At 57.9% G+C, this 19,673-nt stretch carries 22 protein-coding genes and 1 pseudogene; 11 read left to right on the top strand and 12 right to left on the bottom strand.

What is annotated here, in order from left to right; genetic code table 11:
* Window positions 1-1,279 (top strand): cisplatin damage response ATP-dependent DNA ligase (locus B2P82_RS16210; RefSeq protein ID WP_290498060.1); only part of this gene is annotated, 1,279 nt, incomplete at its 5' end.
* A 56-nt stretch (window positions 1,280-1,335) separates the two neighbouring features.
* Here B2P82_RS16210 and B2P82_RS16205 read toward each other — a convergent pair.
* A pseudogene (locus B2P82_RS16205) lies at window positions 1,336-1,641 on the bottom strand (HU family DNA-binding protein); the annotation flags it as partial.
* 275 nt (window positions 1,642-1,916) lie between these two features.
* Between B2P82_RS16205 and B2P82_RS16200 the strand changes: the two are divergent.
* From B2P82_RS16200 to B2P82_RS16185, 4 genes are all read left to right on the top strand, one after another.
* Window positions 1,917-2,675, top strand: coding sequence for a TspO-related membrane protein (locus B2P82_RS16200; RefSeq protein WP_290498058.1), 759 nt, complete (start codon window positions 1,917-1,919; stop codon window positions 2,673-2,675).
* Window positions 2,676-2,741: 66 nt separating this feature from the next.
* Window positions 2,742-3,884, top strand: a complete 1,143-nt coding sequence (locus tag B2P82_RS16195) for a mechanosensitive ion channel family protein (RefSeq protein WP_290498056.1) — start codon at window positions 2,742-2,744, stop codon at window positions 3,882-3,884.
* A gap of 29 nt (window positions 3,885-3,913) precedes the next feature.
* A complete protein-coding gene (locus tag B2P82_RS16190) occupies window positions 3,914-4,750 on the top strand; it encodes a mechanosensitive ion channel family protein (RefSeq protein ID WP_206992216.1) in 837 nt (278 codons plus the stop codon).
* Between the two features lie 18 nt (window positions 4,751-4,768).
* Window positions 4,769-5,140: a DUF6460 domain-containing protein gene (locus tag B2P82_RS16185; RefSeq protein WP_290498054.1), complete on the top strand. Its 372-nt coding sequence runs from the start codon at window positions 4,769-4,771 to the stop codon at window positions 5,138-5,140.
* On the opposite strand, the gene B2P82_RS16180 is transcribed toward B2P82_RS16185, so the two are convergent.
* A complete protein-coding gene (locus tag B2P82_RS16180; protein WP_290498052.1) occupies window positions 5,118-5,555 on the bottom strand; it encodes a DUF2147 domain-containing protein in 438 nt (145 codons plus the stop codon). The genes B2P82_RS16185 and B2P82_RS16180 overlap by 23 nt on opposite strands.
* A gap of 61 nt (window positions 5,556-5,616) precedes the next feature.
* Between B2P82_RS16180 and B2P82_RS16175 the strand changes: the two genes are divergently transcribed.
* Together B2P82_RS16175 and B2P82_RS16170 are read left to right on the top strand one after the other, a co-directional pair.
* On the top strand, window positions 5,617-6,519 hold the full coding sequence (locus B2P82_RS16175; protein WP_206992213.1) for an SDR family oxidoreductase: 903 nt from the start codon (window positions 5,617-5,619) through the stop codon (window positions 6,517-6,519).
* 76 nt (window positions 6,520-6,595) lie between these two features.
* On the top strand, window positions 6,596-7,333 hold the full coding sequence (locus tag B2P82_RS16170) for a nucleoside/nucleotide kinase family protein (protein ID WP_290498050.1): 738 nt from the start codon (window positions 6,596-6,598) through the stop codon (window positions 7,331-7,333).
* Here B2P82_RS16170 and B2P82_RS16165 read toward each other — a convergent pair.
* The 9 genes from B2P82_RS16165 to B2P82_RS16125 form a co-directional block, all read right to left on the bottom strand.
* Window positions 7,330-8,103 carry a TlpA disulfide reductase family protein gene (locus B2P82_RS16165; protein WP_290498048.1) on the bottom strand — a complete coding sequence of 258 codons (774 nt, stop codon included), beginning with the start codon at window positions 8,101-8,103 and terminating at the stop codon, window positions 7,330-7,332. The genes B2P82_RS16170 and B2P82_RS16165 overlap by 4 nt on opposite strands.
* Before the next feature lie 67 nt (window positions 8,104-8,170).
* Window positions 8,171-9,307 (bottom strand): zinc-binding dehydrogenase, encoded by a 1,137-nt coding sequence (locus tag B2P82_RS16160; protein WP_290498047.1) that lies wholly within the window; start codon window positions 9,305-9,307, stop codon window positions 8,171-8,173.
* A gap of 27 nt (window positions 9,308-9,334) precedes the next feature.
* Window positions 9,335-10,309, bottom strand: a complete 975-nt coding sequence (locus B2P82_RS16155) for an NADPH:quinone oxidoreductase family protein (RefSeq protein WP_290498046.1) — start codon at window positions 10,307-10,309, stop codon at window positions 9,335-9,337.
* Complete coding sequence (locus tag B2P82_RS16150; RefSeq protein ID WP_206992209.1) at window positions 10,306-11,340, bottom strand: alpha/beta hydrolase; 1,035 nt, start codon at window positions 11,338-11,340, stop codon at window positions 10,306-10,308. Before B2P82_RS16150 ends, B2P82_RS16155 begins: the two co-directional genes overlap by 4 nt.
* A gap of 74 nt (window positions 11,341-11,414) precedes the next feature.
* A complete protein-coding gene (locus B2P82_RS16145; RefSeq protein ID WP_206992208.1) occupies window positions 11,415-12,041 on the bottom strand; it encodes a TetR/AcrR family transcriptional regulator in 627 nt (208 codons plus the stop codon).
* A 60-nt stretch (window positions 12,042-12,101) separates the two neighbouring features.
* Complete coding sequence (locus B2P82_RS16140) at window positions 12,102-12,791, bottom strand: DUF6498-containing protein (protein WP_290498045.1); 690 nt, start codon at window positions 12,789-12,791, stop codon at window positions 12,102-12,104.
* Entirely contained in the window at window positions 12,788-13,387 is a 600-nt protein-coding gene (locus B2P82_RS16135) for a hypothetical protein (protein WP_290498043.1), read from the bottom strand. Before B2P82_RS16135 ends, B2P82_RS16140 begins: the two co-directional genes overlap by 4 nt.
* Before the next feature lie 16 nt (window positions 13,388-13,403).
* Window positions 13,404-14,093, bottom strand: a complete 690-nt coding sequence (locus B2P82_RS16130; RefSeq protein ID WP_206992205.1) for a M23 family metallopeptidase — start codon at window positions 14,091-14,093, stop codon at window positions 13,404-13,406.
* A 32-nt stretch (window positions 14,094-14,125) separates the two neighbouring features.
* Window positions 14,126-15,457 (bottom strand): flavin-containing monooxygenase, encoded by a 1,332-nt coding sequence (locus tag B2P82_RS16125; RefSeq protein WP_206992204.1) that lies wholly within the window; start codon window positions 15,455-15,457, stop codon window positions 14,126-14,128.
* Window positions 15,458-15,547: 90 nt separating this feature from the next.
* Between B2P82_RS16125 and B2P82_RS16120 the strand changes: the two genes are divergently transcribed.
* The 4 genes from B2P82_RS16120 to B2P82_RS16105 all read left to right on the top strand — a co-directional run bounded on the left by B2P82_RS16120 (window position 15,548) and on the right by B2P82_RS16105 (window position 18,790).
* A complete protein-coding gene (locus tag B2P82_RS16120) occupies window positions 15,548-16,027 on the top strand; it encodes a PaaI family thioesterase (protein WP_051607972.1) in 480 nt (159 codons plus the stop codon).
* Between the two features lie 11 nt (window positions 16,028-16,038).
* Entirely contained in the window at window positions 16,039-16,467 is a 429-nt protein-coding gene (locus tag B2P82_RS16115; RefSeq protein ID WP_290498042.1) for a PaaI family thioesterase, read from the top strand.
* A gap of 26 nt (window positions 16,468-16,493) precedes the next feature.
* Window positions 16,494-16,943, top strand: coding sequence for a DUF6265 family protein (locus tag B2P82_RS16110; RefSeq protein WP_290498040.1), 450 nt, complete (start codon window positions 16,494-16,496; stop codon window positions 16,941-16,943).
* 83 nt (window positions 16,944-17,026) lie between these two features.
* Window positions 17,027-18,790 (top strand): hypothetical protein, encoded by a 1,764-nt coding sequence (locus B2P82_RS16105; RefSeq protein ID WP_290498039.1) that lies wholly within the window; start codon window positions 17,027-17,029, stop codon window positions 18,788-18,790.
* A gap of 7 nt (window positions 18,791-18,797) precedes the next feature.
* On the opposite strand, the gene B2P82_RS16100 is transcribed toward B2P82_RS16105, so the two are convergent.
* Entirely contained in the window at window positions 18,798-19,667 is an 870-nt protein-coding gene (locus B2P82_RS16100; protein WP_290498037.1) for a PdaC/RsiV family protein, read from the bottom strand.
* Window positions 19,668-19,673 lie beyond the last annotated feature (6 nt).

Here is a 19,673-nt window from a genome sequence, read left to right as displayed (position 1 = left end):
GCCCGAGGCGCAGAGACTGGTCGCCAACTGGCTCGACGGGCTGGACCCGACCGGCCGCTGGGCGCTGCTCAAACTGATCACGGGCGGCCTGCGCATCGGCGTCTCCGCGCGGCTTGCCAAACTGGCGCTCGCAGATTTCGGCAGCGTGGACGTGACCGAGATCGAGGAGATCTGGCACGGCCTCGCCCCGCCCTATGAGAGCCTGTTCGCCTGGCTCGAAGGCAAGACCGGCCGGCCAGAGCCAGACATCAAGGCGCCCTTCCGGCCGGTCATGCTGGCCCACCCGCTGGTGCCGAAAGCCGAGCGCGATAATCCCGATGCGGTGGACCCGGCCCTGATCACAGCCGACGCCTTTGCCGCCGAATGGAAATATGACGGCATCCGTGTGCAGGCCAGCAGCGAAGGCGGCGTGCGGCGGATCTATACCCGCACGGGAGACGACATCTCCCATACTTTTCCGGATGTGCTGGCCGCGATGAGTTTTGAAGGCACGCTGGATGGCGAATTGCTGGTGCGCGCCGAGGACGGGGAGAGCGTGGCGCCGTTCAATGAGTTGCAGCAGAGACTGAACCGCAAGACCGTCTCGAAAAAGCAGATGGACGCGCGCCCGGCCTTCATCCGCGCCTATGACCTGCTGCAGGCTGGAGACGAGGATATCCGCCCCCTGAGCTTTCGCGAACGCCGGGAACGCCTGGAAGATTTCATCGCGAAAACGGCGAGCCCGCGTTTTGACCTGTCGCCGCTCGTGCCCGTCACCGATCTGACGGCGCTGGACGCGCACCGCATGGAGCCCCCTGCCCCGGAAATCGAGGGGCTGATGCTGAAACGCTGGGACAGCCCCTATGTGCCCGGCCGTGTCAAGGGGCATTGGTACAAATGGAAGCGAGACCCCTGGCTCGTCGATGCGGTCTTGCTGTATGCGCAACGCGGCCACGGCCGCCGCTCCAGTTTCTATTCCGATTTCACCTTCGCCGTCTGGCGCGATGAAGACGGCGAGGATCGGCTGACGCCCGTTGGCAAGGCCTATTTCGGCTTTACCGACGAGGAGCTGAAACAGCTCGACAAATTCGTCCGTGACAACACGGTCGAACGTTTCGGACCTGTGCGCTCCGTGACGCCATCACTTGTTCTGGAAGTGGCCTTTGAAGGCCTGCAGCGCTCGGCCCGTCACAAATCCGGCATCGCCATGCGCTTTCCGCGTATCAACCGCATCCGCTGGGACAAGCCCGCAAACGAGGCGGACCGTTTGGAGACTCTAGAGGCAATGCTGCAAGAATAAAAAAGGCCGGATGGCATGCACCCGGCCCTTTCGAAACATAGTGAAACCGAAAGTCCTTAAACGGACTCTTTCAGTTCCTTGGAGACGCGGAAAGCAACTTTCTTCGACGCCTTGATCTTGATGGATTCACCCGTTGCCGGGTTGCGGCCCATGCGTGCCGGGCGCTTGCGCACTTCCAGCGTGCCGAGACCGTTCAGACGGAAACGTTCGCCTTTCTTCAGGCGCTTGGTGATCCGATCAGCCAGGTCGGAGAAGATTTCTTCCGACTGCTTCTTGGTCAGACCATGAGCCTCAGCCATTTCTGCCGACAGCTGGCGCATCGTCACCGTGGTTGGCGTCTTTGCAGCCGTCGCCTTTGGGGCGGCTTTCGGCGCAGCTGCCTTGCGAGCAACTGGCTTCTTCGCAGCGGCCGTCTTGGCAGCAGGCTTCTTGGTGGCCGTCTTGGCCGTGGTGGTCGCCTTCTTGGCGGCCGGTTTTGCAGGGGCCTTCTTGGCCGCAGGTGTCCTTGCCATAAGCAAATTCCTCTTGTGAGTCTCCGCAGAGATCGGGGCGTATAACGTGAAAACGCCAGCCTGCATCCCACTTTTTTCACACGCCGCGGATTTGCCCCATTTGAAATTCAGCTCATATGGAAAACATGAAAACATATTTGCCCCTGTTCGTGATTCTTCTTGGCGTGCTTCAGCCCCTGTCCGGCGCGCTCGCGCCTGCACTGGGCATTGGCACACCGATTGGAAACGCCACACGTGACGTGACGCTTCCGGAACAGCCCTTGCCGGCGTTCTTTTCAATCTGGAGCGTGATTTTCTTAGCCTATTTTCTGTTTGGCGTTTCCTACTGGCGTGCCCGCGAGCCCTGGATGGAGCGAATCGCGGCACCCCTTGCCTGGGCTGGTGCGTTCAACATCGTCTGGATGATCAGTGCGCAGTTGATCGCGTCTCAACCCCTGGATTTCCTGCTCCTTTTTCCAATCGCCATTGCCGCGTGGACGGCAGCATTTCGCATGGACCGTTTGCGTGAAACTGGTTGGAGCCCCAAGAAAGCTCTCGCAGATCTTACCGCCGCCATGCTGTCTGGCTGGATTACCGTCGCCATCGCGATCTCGGTTCCGCTGACCCTGCGCAGCTTTTCGAGCTTCGGGGCGACCGATTTTCCGTGGCAAATGCTCTGGATCACGCTGGCGACCGCCAGCCTTCCGGCGTGGATGTTCGCCCGCTATGTTAGCCGCAGTTGGTGGTATTTCATTGCCCTGGGCTGGGGCATGATCGGGATCGTCCTGAACAATTGGTATGTGACGGAGATGAACTGGCTCGCCATTATCAGCGCAGGGGTGCTTACTCTCATTCTCTGCTTGCGCCTCTTTCGAGGTGCCGACGGATCAGTCATACCCGCCTGAGCAAACTGGACAAGCGGCGCAAACTGACGCTCTTTTGCCCATAGAAACAACGAGCCCGGCCACTTTATGGATTTTACCACAATCGCCCTGCCCGATATCGACACCACAGACTGGCCTGTCTGGTTGGCAAGTTCTTGGCCATTCATGGAGAAGTGGGGCGCCGTTGTCCTGGCCTGTATCCTGATCTGGTTTCTTTCGGGCATGGTCAAACGCATCGTTACCGCCTTTGGGAAGCGCCTGACCGCCAAGGACAAATCATTCGAGGGATCGAGTTGGGATATTGCCAGTTCAGTCTCTCGCGTTTTCGCTTTGATTTTCATGTCTCCCCTGCCCCTTGGGCTCGCGGGCTATGACTGGGAAGCGATCATAGACAAGCGCGGACCAGGCGCCTTCGCTGCGGTCGCGATCCTGATCATTGCGGTGACCTTCGCGAACTGGGTTGCCCGATCAATGCGGAAAATGGGCAATCAGGCTCATATGCGTCACGGGGCCGATGATACGCTGTTTGCCTTCTCCGCTTCGCTCCTGAAATATCTGATCTTCGCAGTTGCGATCGTATTGGCGCTGACCCAACTCGGCTTCCCGACGGCATCGCTGGCGGCGCTGCTGGGCGGCGCAGCGTTGGCCATTGGCCTCGCGCTTCAGGACACGCTGAAGGCGGTTGCGGCCGGAGTCATGTTGGCCATTTTCAGGCCGTTCCGAATTGGTGACTTCGTCACCCTGGCGGGCATGGACGGCGAAATCACAGACATCACGCCCTTCCGAACGACGTTCAAGCAAATCGACAACAAGATCGTCTCGGTCACCAATGACAAGGTCTGGGGCGATCCGCTCGTCAATCACACACGCCAGACACGTCGTCGCTTCGATCTCTACTTTGACATTTCCTATGACGACAATATGGATCATGCGCTCAAAACCCTGCTGGACACGACGAATGAGCATCCGCGTATTCTGGCCAAGGATGAAACCTGGGTCGGCGTGCATACGCTTGCTGACTGGAGCGTTCGGCTGCGCCTGCGCGCTTTTGTGGCGACGCCCGAATTCGTTCAGGTCCGCGCCGACATCACAAAGGCCGTCAAGGAAGCCTTTGATCGCGAAGGGATCACCATCCCCTTCCCGCATCAGGTCAACATGGCTTACCGGCCACCTGCTGAGTCGAGACCGGAACACGCGTCACAATCAGACATTACAGAGACTGAAGACTAGCCTGCCCTGACAATAAAAAGGAGACCTCCATGCCCGAAGAGCTGACTGCAGCCGCGCTCTGGAGCGAATACAGCCCCTTCATCATTTCATTCGGCGTGAAAGTACTTGGCGCTTTGCTGGTCCTGATTATCGGTCTGCGCATCGCCGGCTGGTTGGCGGGCCTCGTTCGTAGCGCAGCGCTGAAGCGCGAAGGCATTGACGATACGCTCGGCAATTTCTTTGCCTCTCTTGTCCGGTGGGCCATCACGGCTGCTGTGCTGATTGCCGTGCTGCAGGTCTTCGGGGTTCAGGCCACCAGCTTCGTCGCCGTACTCGGCGCGCTGACCCTTGCCATTGGCCTGTCCATGCAGGGCGCCCTCGGCAATATCGCGTCAGGCGTCATGATCATGTTGTTTCGCCCCTACAAGCTCGGCGACTATATCGAGGCCGCTGGCGTTGCCGGCACCGTTAAAGACATCAATCTGTTCCAGACTGTCCTGGCCACAGTCGACAATGTGAAAGTTCTCGTGCCAAACAGTCAGGCCATTGATGGCGTCATCGAGAACTATTCCGGATACGACACCCGCCGCGCCGATGTGACCTTTGGCATCGACTATGATGACGACATGGACAAGGCCATCGCCGTCATCAAACAGGTGATTGAAGCAGATGACCGTATCTTCCGGGATCCGGAACCCTTCGTGAAGGTTGTTAATCTTGGAGACAGTTCGGTCGACATTGCCACACGCAGCTGGGTGAAAGCGGCCGATGTCTGGGACGTCAAATTCCACCTCATGAAGGCAGTCAAGGAAGCCTTTGACCGGGAAGGCATCTCGATACCCTATCCGCACCAGGTTGAAATCCAGAAGCAGGCGGCGAACGACTAACAGGCCCCACCATATACTATGTCGACAGATCCCAACTCAGAACTACCGGAAGTGACAGTTGAGCCGGTGCCGGAGCCTTTGCCGCCCCGCGCACCGGTCAAAGCGCCTCCACGCTCCTTGCTCGCGCGATTGTTCGACATCTCGGTCTGGGGATCGCTGAAGCTGCTCGGCCTTTGCATTCTGGTCGGCTTCTTCGTGCTGGCGTCCCAGTTCAATCCGTCCAATCCGGACGTCGACATGGGCGCGGCCATCGCAAATGTTGCGAGCACGACCATGGCTACGCTTGGCTGGGCCGTGCGCAATTTCTGGAAACCAGCCCTGGCGGGTGCGGCGGTGGTGATCCCCATATGGGTCCTGTGGCGACTCGTCAGTCTGCCATTCCGGAAGTAGATTCAACCGGCGCCCAATGCTGCGTCTGGCAGATCGGGCCGATGCAGCCCTTCACTTCCAGCACACCATCGGCCAGCAATTTGATCTTGGACCCGTAGGTCTTGCCTTCCTTCGGATTGTATATCGTGCCGCCTGTCCAGCCTTTGGCTTTTTGCTTGAACCCTTCAAGCATAGTCAGCCCAAGGATTTTTGCGCCCTTGGCATCGGTCGCCGTTTCGGGGGTCGCGTCGCCAGACACACTCGCCGGATCGATCCAGACGATGACGCCGCAAGGCGTTCCGTCCCCGCAATCGGAAATCCGGATGTGGGAATTTTCTTCCTGCGTCACAAAGGTGCCGAAAACGTCGAGCGGCCCCGCCTGGGCTGTACCCGCAGCAAATGCCGCGACGGCAACGCTAGCCAATGCACGATTCATGGGTGCCTCCCCGCTCAACCGACTTATACTCATATCAGAAAAACAAACCGGGAGGAATTCAATGGACATGACAAAACTTATGTTTCGCGACGGCCTGATGGCCGGGGAACGCATTCTGGTAACAGGCGGCGGCACGGGACTCGGCAAGGAAATGGCCGAAGGTTTCCTGAAGCTTGGCGCGGAAGTGCATATCTGCGGACGGCGTGGACAGGTCTGCGAAGACACCGCAGGTGAGCTGATGGACAAGCATGGCGGCAAGGTCGTGCCGCATGCCTGCGACATCCGCGTGGCGGAAGCCATCACCGACATGAATGATCATATCTGGGCCAAGCACGGCGCGCTGACCGGCCTCATCAACAATGCCGCTGGCAATTTCATCAGCCGGACCGAAGATCTCTCAATCCGGGGCTTCGATGCGATTTCCAATATCGTGTTCCGCGGAACCTTCTATATGACCCACGACATCGGCAAACGCTGGATCAAGGAGGGTCAAAAGGGCAGCGTCTGTTCAATCCTGACGACTTGGGTCTGGAATGGCGGTCCGTTCGTGGTGCCGTCGGCCATGTCAAAGGCAGCCGTCAACACGATGACGCAGAGCCTCGCCGTCGAATGGGGGCGCTACGGCCTCCGTTTCAACGCCATTGCGCCGGGCCCCTTCCCGACGGAAGGTATGTCGAAGCGGCTGGCTCCGGATGCCGAAGGCGCCAAGCGCATGGATTCCGGCGCCGCCAATCCGATGGGCCGCGTTGGCGAGATGCATGAACTGGTGAATTTGGCCGTGTTCCTGATGGCGTCTGGCGCGGAATATGTGAATGGACAAACCATCGCGATCGACGGAGCGATGTACAATGCATCCGGCGGAAACTTCGCTCAGCTGACCGCATGGGGCGACGCCGAATGGCAAGCCGCCCGAGACGCGATTGAAGCCACCAATGCACAAGACAAGGCCAAGCGCACCGTTTGACGCCCTTCAGGCTGGACAGTCGCGCAAGCAACACTAGGCTTCGGGCACGCAATCGCTGCCCGGAGCCTCACGCCTCATGACGACCCAATATAAAGAACATGCCCTCGGCATTACCGCATTGGGGGAACGCCTGTCCGGAGTTTCGGGTCGCCATGAGGGCGTCGTCATTGGCCTGACTGGCTCGGTTGCCTCGGGCAAGACGACTCTGGCCAACCAGGTTGCTGCAGTCCTGGCCGAGGCACATACGGTGGAAACCGTGTCGACGGACGGGTTTCTCTATCCGAACACAATCCTGGAAGAACGCGGCCTGACACTCCGCAAGGGCTTTCCAGAAACTTACAATGCCGAGGCATTGGGTGACGCAATCGCCGCCCTCTCAACCGGCACAGCCGACTTTCCCGGCTATAGCCATGTCACCTACGACGTCGACCCGGGCATGACGCGAACCATTGCACAGCCCGATATACTGATCCTCGAAGGCCTTGGCTTCCAGCCATTGTCGCCGCCTCCGCGTCCTGCGCGGGAGCCGGACTATCTTGTGTATCTCGATGCATCAGAAGACGACTTGCTGACTTGGTATACGGAACGCTTCCATCGCCTCTGGCGCGCGGCAGAGACTGACCCGAGTTCTTTTTATGCAAATTTTCTTCACATGACGGAACCTGAACTTCTCGAGTTTGCAAAATCCGTCTGGAACCGCATCAATCTGCCCAATTTGCGCGACCATATCGCGCCGCTGAAGCAGACAGCCGACATTGTCGTCCTGAAAGATGCCGATCATGCCATATGCATCACGCATGACAGGATCGGCTAGTCTGCCCTGACGATAATCTCCAGGAACTCCAAAGTTTCCGGTGCTGTCCAAACTTCGGTTGCTTTCGTATCTCCGCCCTGAAACATGGCGTAGGGAATTCCGCCCGGCGCGAACACAATATTTGTAGGCAGACCAAGCTTCGATTTCGATTGGCCGCTCGCAGCCAGAAGTGACTCCAGACCCTCACCCTCTACAAGCAGCGGCTCAAGATTATCGACATTGCGGTCACTAAAGAGGGCGCGGATAGAGTCCCTTGAATCTGTCTGAGTCGGGTCAGTATTCACAGCAATCAGCGTGACGCCCCTCTTAGCATATAAAGGCGCTGCCTCTCCCATTTCCGGTAACTCATGTACACAGGGCGCGCACCAACTCGCCCAATAGTTCAGGATGACCCACCCATTTTTGGCAGCGTCCAGTGCTGCGCCCACCTCTCCGCTGACGTCTTCCGGCCAATGAACCTCGTCGTCGGGCAGGTAGAGCTGCCCAAGTGGAACCGATGTCATCCCTGTTGGCAGAACAAGACTTTCGCGGCTCGACTGCTCAGCCTCCAGACGAGCCAAAGCTTCCTTCATGAGCTCGTAATTCTTGATCTCGGATAGCAAATAGTCTGGATCGCGATGCTTCTGCCGGAGTTCGTCAGGCAAGGAGGACAGATCGAATGAATTGCCGTCAGTCTCAGATGACGAGACAAAGTATGGCCCGGCATATAAACCCGTTCCAAATCCTATTGTCAGTGCGACCGCAACAGTTACCCAGACTCTTTGACCCATGCGACCCCCCTTTGGTAATACTATTACAAACTACCAAAGGGGGATGAGTTATACAACCATTGGGATATTATCGGTTCGGCGTGATCAGGTATTTCTCGCCAGTCGCCTTGGCGTCATAGGCTTTCAGCGTTTCAAGGTTAAGCGCCTCAGCGAGCGAGATGCGCTTGGTGTAATGGCTGGCGAACGTGGTCGTCAGCTCATCCATCACACGCTTGTACATGCGGGCGCGGACTTCCTTGCCGGCCTTTTGCAGGAATGGCGTCAGCAGATATCCGCTAAGGTTCCACGCAAACCCTACGCCCGGAGGCACTTGGGTCGGTGACATGTCGAGCCGGCCATAGATAAAGACGTGCGTCTGCTGGCCGGAGCCATAACGCGAGTATTCCTTCATCTTGCGGCTGGCGGCCGCCTCCATCGCAATGAGCAATTGTCCGGCGAGCGGTCCGCCGCCAATCGCATCAAAGCCGAGCGTCGCACCGGTTTCCATCAGCGCCGCGATCAAATCTTCCATAAAGGTTGGCGACGTAGAATTGACGATATGTTTGGCGCCGATATCACGCAGGATTTCGGCCTGCTCTTCCTTGCGGACGATGTTCACCAGCGGCACGCCATCCTTGATACAGATCTTGTTCAGCATCTGGCCGAGATTGGATGCAGCGGCCGTATGCACGAGGGATTCATGACCCATTTCGCGCATGGTCTCGACGAAAGACAGTGCCGTAAGCGGATTCACATAGCAGGACGCGCCCTGCTCGGCCGTGGCACCTTCCGGCAATTCCATGACCTGACCGACATTCAGCATGCGGTATTCGGAATAGAATTCACCACCAAGGCCCGTAACGCGCTTGCCGAGCAAGGCTTGCGCCGCTTCGGACTCGCCTGCGGCGACAACCGTACCGGCACCTTCATTTCCGACACCCAGTGACTGACCGATCCGGGCCTTCATCGCACGCAGACCAGCTTCGGGTACTTTTGCCGTGATGACTGGGCGATCCGCCGTGCCACTCTGTACCGCCGTGCGGATATCTCCTGCACCAATCAGCAGGCCGAGATCGGATGGATTGATCGGGGTCGCCTCGACCTTGATGATCACATCGCCGGGTCCGGGCGTTGGTAGGTCTACCTCAACCAGGGACAGTTCAAGTTCGCCTTCCGGCTTGATCAGCGAGCGTAGTTGCAGGCCTTTTTCAGGGAGTGTCGACATATCTTCGTTTCCTCTTTTATTTTCTATTCAGGGCTTGATGACCACTTTGCCCACAACCTCGCGATCAGTGAGCAAGCGGTAGGCTTCCCGCCAGTTTTCCAATGGAAGCTCGGCATGGATACGCGGCCGGGTCTTGCCCTCTGCTGCCCATTTCCAAATTGCTTCCATATTCTCCTTGCCGCGCTCCGGAAAGCGACGGCCATACTCCCCGGCCCGTACGCCGACCACGGAGAACCCCTTTATCAGGGGCATGTTCGCTTTGACTTCCGGGATGCGCCCGGACGTGAACCCGACCACGAGCAAACGTCCATCAAATGCGATACAGCGAACGCTCTCGTCAAACACATCGCCGCCAACCGGGTCGAAGATGACATCTGCTCCGCGCCCGCCTGTGAGCGTTTTCACCTTGTCGCGAAAGCCTTGCGCCACGTTGATGGCATAGTCTGCTCCATGCGCGATGACCTTGTCCAATTTGGCGTCCGATGCAGACGTCGCAATCACGGTTGCGCCGAGCAGCTTTCCGACATCGACGGCCGCCATACCCACGCCGCCGCTTGCGCCGTGCACGAGCAATGTCTCACCGGGCTGCAAATTGGCCCGCCGCACGAGCGCGACATAGGCGGTCAGATAGGCTGCAGGATAGGCTGCCGCCTCCGCAAATCCCATATTGTCCGGCACAAGAGACAGGCTGGAGGCGGGCAGCAACGCAAATTCTGCGAAGGCTCCAGTCTTGTTGCCGCCGACCACCCGGTCACCCGGTGAAAACGCGGAGACGCCCTCTCCAACGGCTTCGACGATTCCGGCGCATTCCATGCCCTGGGTGAAGGGCAAATCCGGTTTCATCTGGTACCGGCCCTGACTCATCAGCAGGTCTGGGAAGTTCACGCTGGCTGCCTTTACGCGCACCAGCACTTCCCCTTCCCCGACCACGGGCACTGGAACATCCTGAACCGACAGTCCAGAAAAATCGGCCGTCACCGTATTACAGACGAGGGCCTTCATAATTTTGAGACGAGGTCTTTCACCATGTTGGCGATTTCCAGACATGCCTTGCGAGAGCCCGGCGAGAAACCGGAAAAGGCCGTGAAGGCATGAGGTAGCGTATCATAGCGCTTGTGAGTGACCTTCACGCCCGCACTTTTGAGGCGCTTGGCATAGTCATCGCCCTCATCGCACAATGGATCATGCCCCGCCGTAATGATGATCGCTGGGGGCAACCCTTCCAGCTCGGCGGTCTGCCCCGGCGACAGGAGCGGATCGGACATGTCGAAATCGTCCGGCAGGTATTGCTCCATGAACCAGTTCATCGTGTCTGTGCTGAGAGAGAAGGTTTCTCCGAACTCGGTGCGCGACGGGAATTCCTCGACCATGTCCACGGCCGGATAGATCAGCAATTGATAGACGGGCAGTGGCTTGTGTTCGCGTTGCATCTCCTGAGAGATGATGGCCGAGAAATTGCCACCCATACTGTCCCCGCCCACGGCCGCCATGCCTTCGGGCGCACCATACTTGCCAGCATTGCGCACGCCCCATTCATACGCGGCGATACAGTCATCGATACCAGCCGGAAACTTGTGCTGTGGGGCCAACCGATAGTCGACCGACAGGACCGGGCCTTTGGTGACGGAAGCAAGGATCGAGCACCATGCATTGCAGGTTTCAAGGTCGCCAACCACGCCGCCGCCCATATGATAATAGACCAGCAATGGCACAGAGGAATCCTGGCCGGATGGCTTGTACAGGCGCACCGGAATTTCGTTACGGTCGGGCCCGGGAATGGTAAAATTCTCCGTCGTCACGCCAGGCTCCAGCGGAGCTTCCAACATGGCGAGCTGCTCTTTCACAGCCGCCTGCACGACTTCCGGTTCCAGGGTCGACATCGGCGGTGCGTTGCGGCCATTCCATGCAACCAGTTGCAATTGCGGCTCGAGGACGCGGCCCCGCACTTCGACCGGCTTGCCGCCGGCCATGCGCACCAGCAGGCCGTCCGGCAGTTTGAAGATGAATTTGGTGATTATCTGCTGCAGGCTCATGGTCGCCTCCCGTCCTGTCTTGTTGACAAAAAGCTTAGCCTTGCAAGCGCGTCCGCGCCAAGAGGCGTTTCTCCTTACTTCGCGGCAATCTCCCGCACGCCCGCCAGCAGCAAGGCCGTCGCGAATTCCGTTGCACCGTCAACATCTACCGGGCGGCGCAGCAACATGTGCTCACCCATTTCACGGGCAATTCCGATGGCCGCCGCCGTCAGATAGGCTGTGTCGATCTTGGGGCCGCCCTCGCCGGACAGGACATGTTCCAGATCGGCGCGGATTTCTTCTGCCACGGCCAGCATTTCGGGCGTATCAACTCGTACGCCGATCAGGGCCAGATGCGGCGCGCCATTGCGGATCGGTTCTTCATTCTCGGTCGCGATGAAACCGAAATAGGCCCGATAGGCATCATGGACATAGGTTTCGAAGTCCGTGGCATAGGCGCGAACATCCTGCAGGCGTGAACGGAAGCGATGCGTGGAATCTTCGGCAATCGCTTCGAACACCTCTTCTTTCGACTTGAAGTAGTTGTAGAAGGTGCCAGCGGCGAGTTCGGTTTCCCGGATAATGTCGCGTACCGTCGTGGCCTCGAAGCCGATCCGCGCAAACACGCGGCGCCCCGCCTGCAGGATGGCCCGTCGGTTGGCAGCCTTGGATCTGGCCCGCTTTCCGGTTGAACCGGCCAGTGTCTTTACGATGGAGCTCATACACGCCTTTCCTGAGGGAAGCCCCACATCATGACCAAGGCGTCATCACCCGTCAACTTTTTACGCTGTTGACGGGAATTCTTTCATAAGCGCATGGCTAGCCCTGTCCAGTTTGCGTTGGCGCATGGCCGACACGATCACGCCGAACACGACGCGCAGGAAGATCAAGAAGACGACCCCCAGAAGCGGCTCGTTCGTCGCAATCGCGAATACGGCCCCAAGGATAATGGCCACGTGCAGGGTCACAATCCGACCATAGGGTGCGAACATTTCAACAATCGGCTGGGTTTCCCGGAACTCGCCTTTCATGAGAAAGTCTGTGAAGTAGATCACCAGATTGATCGCAATGATCGCAGCAACAAACCAGACCATCCCCTGCCCCGAACTCAACGCCCAATAGACCAATCCCGGCATACCGGAGCCGCCAGTGGTAGATCCGCTCGTCGCGAGTGCCTTGATGAAAACGCCGTGACCAAAACAGAACATGCCATAATGGAGTGTAAAGAATGGCACGATGAAGAGCACGGTAAACAGGTTCACGATGTTCCCGGCGAGCGTTGCAACCATGCGCAATACGGTAAACATGCCAATGACAAGGTTTTCCAGCCAGTAGAGCGCCACAAGCGGCGTTGCGCCCCAGCCGAAAACGAGCACCGCAAGGATCGGCAACAAGTCAACCAAGAGAACGGCCACCGCGATCGGATCGCGATAGGTTCGCGCAATCAGGTCAGGATCAAGGAAAGACTTCACTCGATCTCCAGATTGGGCACCAAATTCGGCATGGGGTCACTGGTTGGCTCGTAGCGAAAGGTGTGACCGGGTACCCAGCCATCACGAGTCTCGAATTCTGATTCCGACACCAATGCGCCGTCTTCAGTCATGCGACCGGTCGAGCGCACGCCAATAATATCGCTCAGGCCGGTCACCTCTTCATACGCGGTCCAGCTATTATCTTCATTGAGCGTGAAGCTGCCCGATGTCCGGAAGCCGGCACTGGTAATGTAGACATAGTCGAGCTTCTCCGACTTCTGGTTCTTCTGGACGTAAGTCAAACCGCCATAAGAGCCATCCGCCAGCACGTGTCGATTGACCAGAACCGAACCGCCCAGATCCCAGTTCCATTCGGAATAATCAGCCGGCTGGCCGCGCTCTGCGTCTGCCTGACTTGGTTCGCCGTACCAGCGCGTCCCCACCAAATCCGCCAGCATACCGAAATCCGCCGCGAAAGCGCTTTCCTCACTGATAGGTACGCTGGTCGAAACCGGCTCTCCGTCTGGCATGGGCCGTGTCGTACATGCCCCGAGCATGAACGTCGACACGATGCCCGCGATCCAAAACCCCCTCATATCGTCCTCCCAGTCCCTAATAGGCCTGAGCATACTCATAAGGTGGAAATGAAAAAGGGTCACGCGGCATGAGGCCTTTGGAACCGCGCGGGTTCCTGTAGTCGCCTGTCAGGATTTCGAAGTGGATATGAATGGCGGTCGCATTGCCGCTGGCCCCCATGAAGCCAACGGGCTGGCCGAAGCCAATTGTTGCGCCCTTGGTAACGCCCGGCTGGATATAGGCGAGGTGAGCATAACGCGTGTAAACGCCCTTGCCATGATCGATTAGCACCATGTTGCCATACCCTGTCGAGACACGGGACTCGATGATTTTGCCCGGTGCACTGGCGTAAATCGTCCCCGCCGGGCGAGACTGCAGGTCGATACCGTCGTGTCGCCTGCCAAAGCGCTGGCCAAAGCCTGACGTGAGACAGACATCATTTGCCGGCGCGGCGGCAAGCGGTATGCCGTTCACCACCACAATCGGCTTGTAGTTCACGACCCAGCCATCCTTGTCCACGATCGGCGAATTGGAGACCCGGATCCCGTAACAAGCTCGCAAATAGGCGTTCGGAGCGAAGGGTCCCTGCTCTGCCACAGTGCCCACGGGCGCCGCACCGACAGACGCGTCAGGGGTTTCTGCCGGCGGATAGTGTATCTTCACCGGCGCTGGCGACGCACAAGCAGCCAGCAATAAGGCGGCAGACAGGAAAGGCAATCGGGTCATGGGCCCTCTTTATACCCCCCGACCGGTTAACATCAGGCAACCACGCGCGCGCGCTTCGCCCCCTGCTCAATCTCTTTCTTCAGGTCTTTGCAATAAAGATTGAAATCGACCTGCATCCGATGGCGCGGACTGTCATAGAAATGACCAAGATGCTGCTGTTCATCTTCTTTTGTAATCCGCTCCATCTCCTGGATTTCAGGAAACGCATATTCGCCATTCAGCGCTGCGCCGACCAGTTTGGATTGTTGCTCGGCGAAGTTCACGAGCGTGGGCAAAGGCTGCGCCAGGCCGAGGAAAAAGATGGTTTCACGTCCCGGTTTCACCATACGCTTGTAAAGCGGGAACACGTTTTCCTTTGGGGTCAGATCGTCCTGCTTCAGGAACGGGAACGTCACATTGTAGCCTGTCGCCCAGACAATCGCATCGATCTTCTCCCGTGTCCCATCTGTGAAGACCACACCGTCACCATCAAGACGTTCGATACCCGGCTTGGGGCATATGTCCCCACATCCGACACGCGTCAGGAATTCACCGGATACGGAGGGATGCCCATCGAGCGGCTCATGGTCCGGCTTTGGTAGGCCATAATCCTCCATCATGCCGATAGTCTTCTTGATCTTCTTGCGCGCCAACGCACGCCCAATCCCCGATGGCAACCAGCCTGGCAACACGGCCTTGTCGGCCGGCTGTCCATCCATGTATTTCGGCAAGACCCAGACACCTCGACGCATGGATATAAACAGGCGCTCGGTCAGGGGACGCTGGGAAAGCTCCGACGAGATATCCATGGCCGAATTCCCGCCGCCAACAATCATGGCGCGCTTGCCCCGGAAGTCATATGGCTCGAACGGATCCGTATAATTGTGCGAATGTACCTGATAACCATCGAACGACCCCGGATATTCCGGCATGCGCGGATCCCAGTGATGTCCGTTCGCCACGATAACGGCGTCATATTCGCGGCTTTCACCGGTTGATAGCGTCACTTTCCATCGATTGCCGGGCAAGTCCGCGACATCGGTCACCGCCGTGTTGAACGTGATTGTTTCGCGCAACCCAAAATGATCGACATAGTCGTGGAAGTATTGAAGCAGTTGGGAATGGTGGGGGAAATCCGGCCAATCCTCAGGAACCGGATAATCCTCAAAGGCAAGGCGCCACTTCGACGTATCGATATGGAGAGACTGATAGCAAGACGAAGCGCCGTTCGGGTTTTTGTAATACCAATTGCCGCCGATATTGTCCGACATCTCGAAACAATCATATGGGATGTCATAATCCTTCAGACGCTTGGCCATCGTGAAGCCGGAGCACCCTGCCCCAATGATACAAACCTTGGGCTTCGTCGCGCCATCAAATGCCATCTCATCTTCCTCCACATGAGCTCTTTGTTTTGCTCTATCGCCAATGATGTTATCCGGGCAGAACGACTCGTCAAACGAATGAGGACCATTATGAGCGATGACGCCGCGTCATCTCCCGCGCCTTGGGAGGTCATGAACGAAAACATAGACATGATCAGTGGCGGTATCCCGTGGGGACGCCGCATGGCGTTCCGGTTTACCCGTATTGAGAAAGGTCATGTCTGGGGCCTGCAGCCCTGGAAAGAACGCCTGGTGGGTGATCCGGACACCGGCGTGATTCATGGCGGCGTCCTGACCGCATTTCTTGACAATTTGTGCGGTACGGCCGCCAGCTCTGCCCTGCCCAAACCGCGTTTCGTGGCGACACTGGACTTGCGTCTCGACTATATGCGCCCGGCTGACAAGGGACGCGACATTATTGGCGAAGCCGAATGCTATCACGTGACGCGGAACATCTGCTTCACCCGCGCTTGGGCCTATCATGAGAGCCGCGACAAGGTGATTGCCACCGCCGCAGGTGCATTCGCCATCAACAAACCGCGCTCGGTTGACAGCATGAGGACGATGTAGTGGCGAATGACATGGATATTACTGAACAGACCCGCGCTGATGAAGTCCGCGCCTTCATTGCTCGCACCCCCCTCGCCCAGGAAATGGGCTTGAGATGCGAAGTCATGGGCGACGAAATGACCATGATCATGCCGTATCAGGAAAAGCTGATTGGCAATTTCATGATCAAGGCCATTCACGGCGGCGCCATCGCCGCCTTTCTGGAACTGACATCGCAGGCACAAGTGTTTCTGGTTACCGAGCATCTTGAGCGTCCGCCGCGGCCTATCAATCTGACGATCGACTATCTCCGCCAAGGCCACGCCAAAGACCTCTACGCCCGCGCAGAAATCACCAAGATGGGGCGGCGCATGTGTTCGGTCCGCGCAGAGGCGTGGCAGGATGAACGCGCCAAGCCAGTTACGACTCTGATGGCGCATTTCATGGTATCAGGGGACTAGAGCCCCGACTGAATGCAGGTGATCACATGAAACGAAGCTTGCTTGGACTTCTTGCGCTGGCTGGCTGCGCATCAACCGATCCAGTCGAACCAGGTCCGCCCGCGCACCCTTTGGCGTGGATTACAGGCTGTTGGATCAGCGAAAGCGGAACATCAAAGGAAGTCTGGTCAATTCCGGAAGCGGGCTACGTTTTCGGCTATGCGGTGACATTGGGTGATGGCGGCGTGAGCTTTTTTGAGCAGATGCGCATCAAACCCGGCCCGCTCTACGTGCTCAATGTCTATCCGGCGGGCGTTGGTCCGTCGAAATTCGTGGAAAGCCTGCAGGGGGACCAGTTGGTTACTTTCATCAACAGCGCACACGACTATCCGCAGCTAATTCACTACCAACGCGAGGGCGACGCTCTGAAAGCGCATATTGCGCTGGAAGACGGGTCCAACCGGCGAGACTTTTCCTATCAGGCCTGCAACGATTAACACCGACCCTCAGCGCCTGTTTGGGCTTTTCTTCATGTTTTCAGCCTAGTGTGCACTCCTGGACGATGGGGAGTCAGCACGCGGTGCAACCTGAAAATACATCGCTACTCTCTCGGCTCTCGTCACTGCTGCCAATAGGGACTTTTCTGCTCATTGCCATCGGTCTGCTGGCTGGCGACGCCGTTAATGGCAGCACGGTTCAGGATATTGACGACATCGCCCGGCGGCTGCAAATCGCCGACCTGCTGCGCGATGGTGAGTGGCATGATTTGACGTGGCCCTTTCTGGCCATGCCGGAGCCGTACGTCTCACCTTGGTCGCGTCTGGTTGATCTACCCTATGTGCTGGTCACTTGGCTATTCCAGCCCGCTCTTGGACAGGATGCGGCGTTCGAGATAGCTCGTTTTGTCGTTCCGCTGCTCTGGCTCATCGCATATGCGTGGCTGGCCGTGCGGCTGATCCGGGAGATCCTTGGGGAGCAGCCAAGCCTGCCGCAGATTGGCGCAGCGGCGGTCGCCTCCCTGTTTGCCGTAATCGAATTCATGCCAAACCGGGTTGACCATCACAATGTCCAGATCGTCCTGCTGCTCGCGCTCTGCCTCGGGATCGTGTCGAAACATCGGTTTGCAGGCATTCTCGTCGGCGTCGCAAGCGTCCTCTCCATCGCTGTCGGCCTCGAGTGCGCACCCTACATTGCACTCGCCCTTGCAGGAGTAGCTATCCACGCAGCCCTCGCACCAAATTCGACCATGGTAGCGAGGTTGAGCCTGACTGGATGGTCATTGTTGGCATTCACCCTGCCCGCCGGGCTGCTCCTGACCGGCGGGACACTTTTCCAGACGCAGTGCGATGCCCTCTCAGCCCCTTGGGCCAGCGCCTTGATAGCGGCTGGAGTCGTAGCTGCGGGCGCGCCTATCATCTGGAAACGTCTTGGCCTGCACAGCCCGACCGCGCGACTAGGAGTGCTCGTGGCAGGTGCGCTTGTTGTTCTGGGCGTTCTGTGGACGGCGTTTCCCGAATGCCATGCGGGCCCCTACACCATGATCAATGAGACTGCCCATACTTACTGGATCTCGAATGTCATCCAGGAAAAGGGACCTGCAGGTGCCTTCGCACGTGGCGAGAACCTACTCGTGCTCATCTTCATGGTTCTACTGGCGCTCACACTCGGCGCATGGATGAACCCCAAGACTTACCGGTCTCCCGTTCTGATCCTACTGCTGATAGCTACGCTGGGCACACTGCTCACAGCCTGGCAAATGCGAAACTTCAAATTTCCCGCCGTGCTCCTGCCCCTCTTCCTCCCCCTGTTCATCGAGAGGGTAAGGGAGGATGGGGGCGCACGAAAAGCCATCGCGGTCTTGTTGCCGCCCGTGCTCCTGCTGGCCAGCTTCGCCCTGCTCGTCAAACCAACAGGCCGGGCGCTCACCTTGATCGATTACATGGAGGGCGATGCATGCCGGGATGCCGATCTCTCCAGCTTGGAGACGTTACCGGCCTCTAGGATCATGGCACCGCTCGGCCTGTCTCTCACGCTGGCGGAATATATCTCCGACACAGGCTCCGCACACAAGATTGCCGCGATGCCGTTTCACAGAGCCTCCCCAGGCATCGAACGCGTCTTCCAAACCTTTGCGTTGACAAACCCGGAGCTGCGCAAGCAAGCGCTTGCACCCTATAATTATGTGGCGATTTGCACCCTGCCTGAGACGAGCGCTGATCCGAGCACGGCCCTTCTCTATGCGACCCTGAGTTCCAGCCACGACTGGCCGGGTCTTGTAGAAGTCTCACCAAAAACCGGGTCACGTCTGAGACTTTTCGAGATTGATCACGATACGGTCGAATAATCTCGCGCTACTCGCCCAATCGTTCAACGGCGGCAGGTTCTCCATCGAACAAAGATACATATTGCTGCTTCACGGACTCACGGAACACTGATTGAGGAATTGTGACATGATAGGCTCCTTCCGCATATGAGCCGATGTCATAGGGGGCAAAGTGAACTGCATACCCGCCGAACCTGCCGGGCAGAGTCGATGGCACGAAGTTCACTTCCCCCGCGAGAACCATGTCAGCGCTAACCAGCTCCATCGCCTCACTCCTGAAGCGCTCAAGGTCTGACACATTTCCGCTCTTCTTGACTTTTTGCCGGGCTATTTCCGTCCATACTTCATTCATGTGCGTCTGAATGGCAGCCTGCGGTTCACGCAGAAAACTGCTGAGCCGCATCGGTTCGCCAGTCGCTCCGTTATAGAGCCGTCCAGCGGTGAAGTAATTTCCATGTGCGCCGCCAGTGAACGTATAATGGAAGCCTTCGAGGCTCACAACATTTCCACTCTCAGCTACGATATCCCAATTGATCCGTAGGCCATAGGCACGGAAGTAATCCGGGTCTGCCGCTTTGTAGGCTTGGGCGTCTTCCGACATCGCCTCGATCCGGATTTGTGCATTCTCTACCAGATCCATGCCAATGGCTGGCGCCTTGGAGAACACGGCCTCATCAATTGTGACCTCAGCCTTGAGAAACTCATCATCGACGATGATTTCGCGGGGAAGTTCGTCTACCGAAGCAATAGTCGCAACATCAATCGAGGTGTCTTCTCCACCTGCCTCGTCAACCTCACCTGACGTTTCACTCACGTCCGACAAATCCCGAACCTGTTTCTGGCAGCCAACCGTCAGCAATAGCGCCCCCGCCAACGCAACCAAGGCAAGTCTCTTCATGCAAAA

This window comes from Hyphomonas sp. UBA4494, from assembly GCF_002388935.1.
Classification (GTDB): domain Bacteria; phylum Pseudomonadota; class Alphaproteobacteria; order Caulobacterales; family Hyphomonadaceae; genus Hyphomonas.
This window is presented reverse-complemented; position numbering and strand designations above follow the sequence as displayed.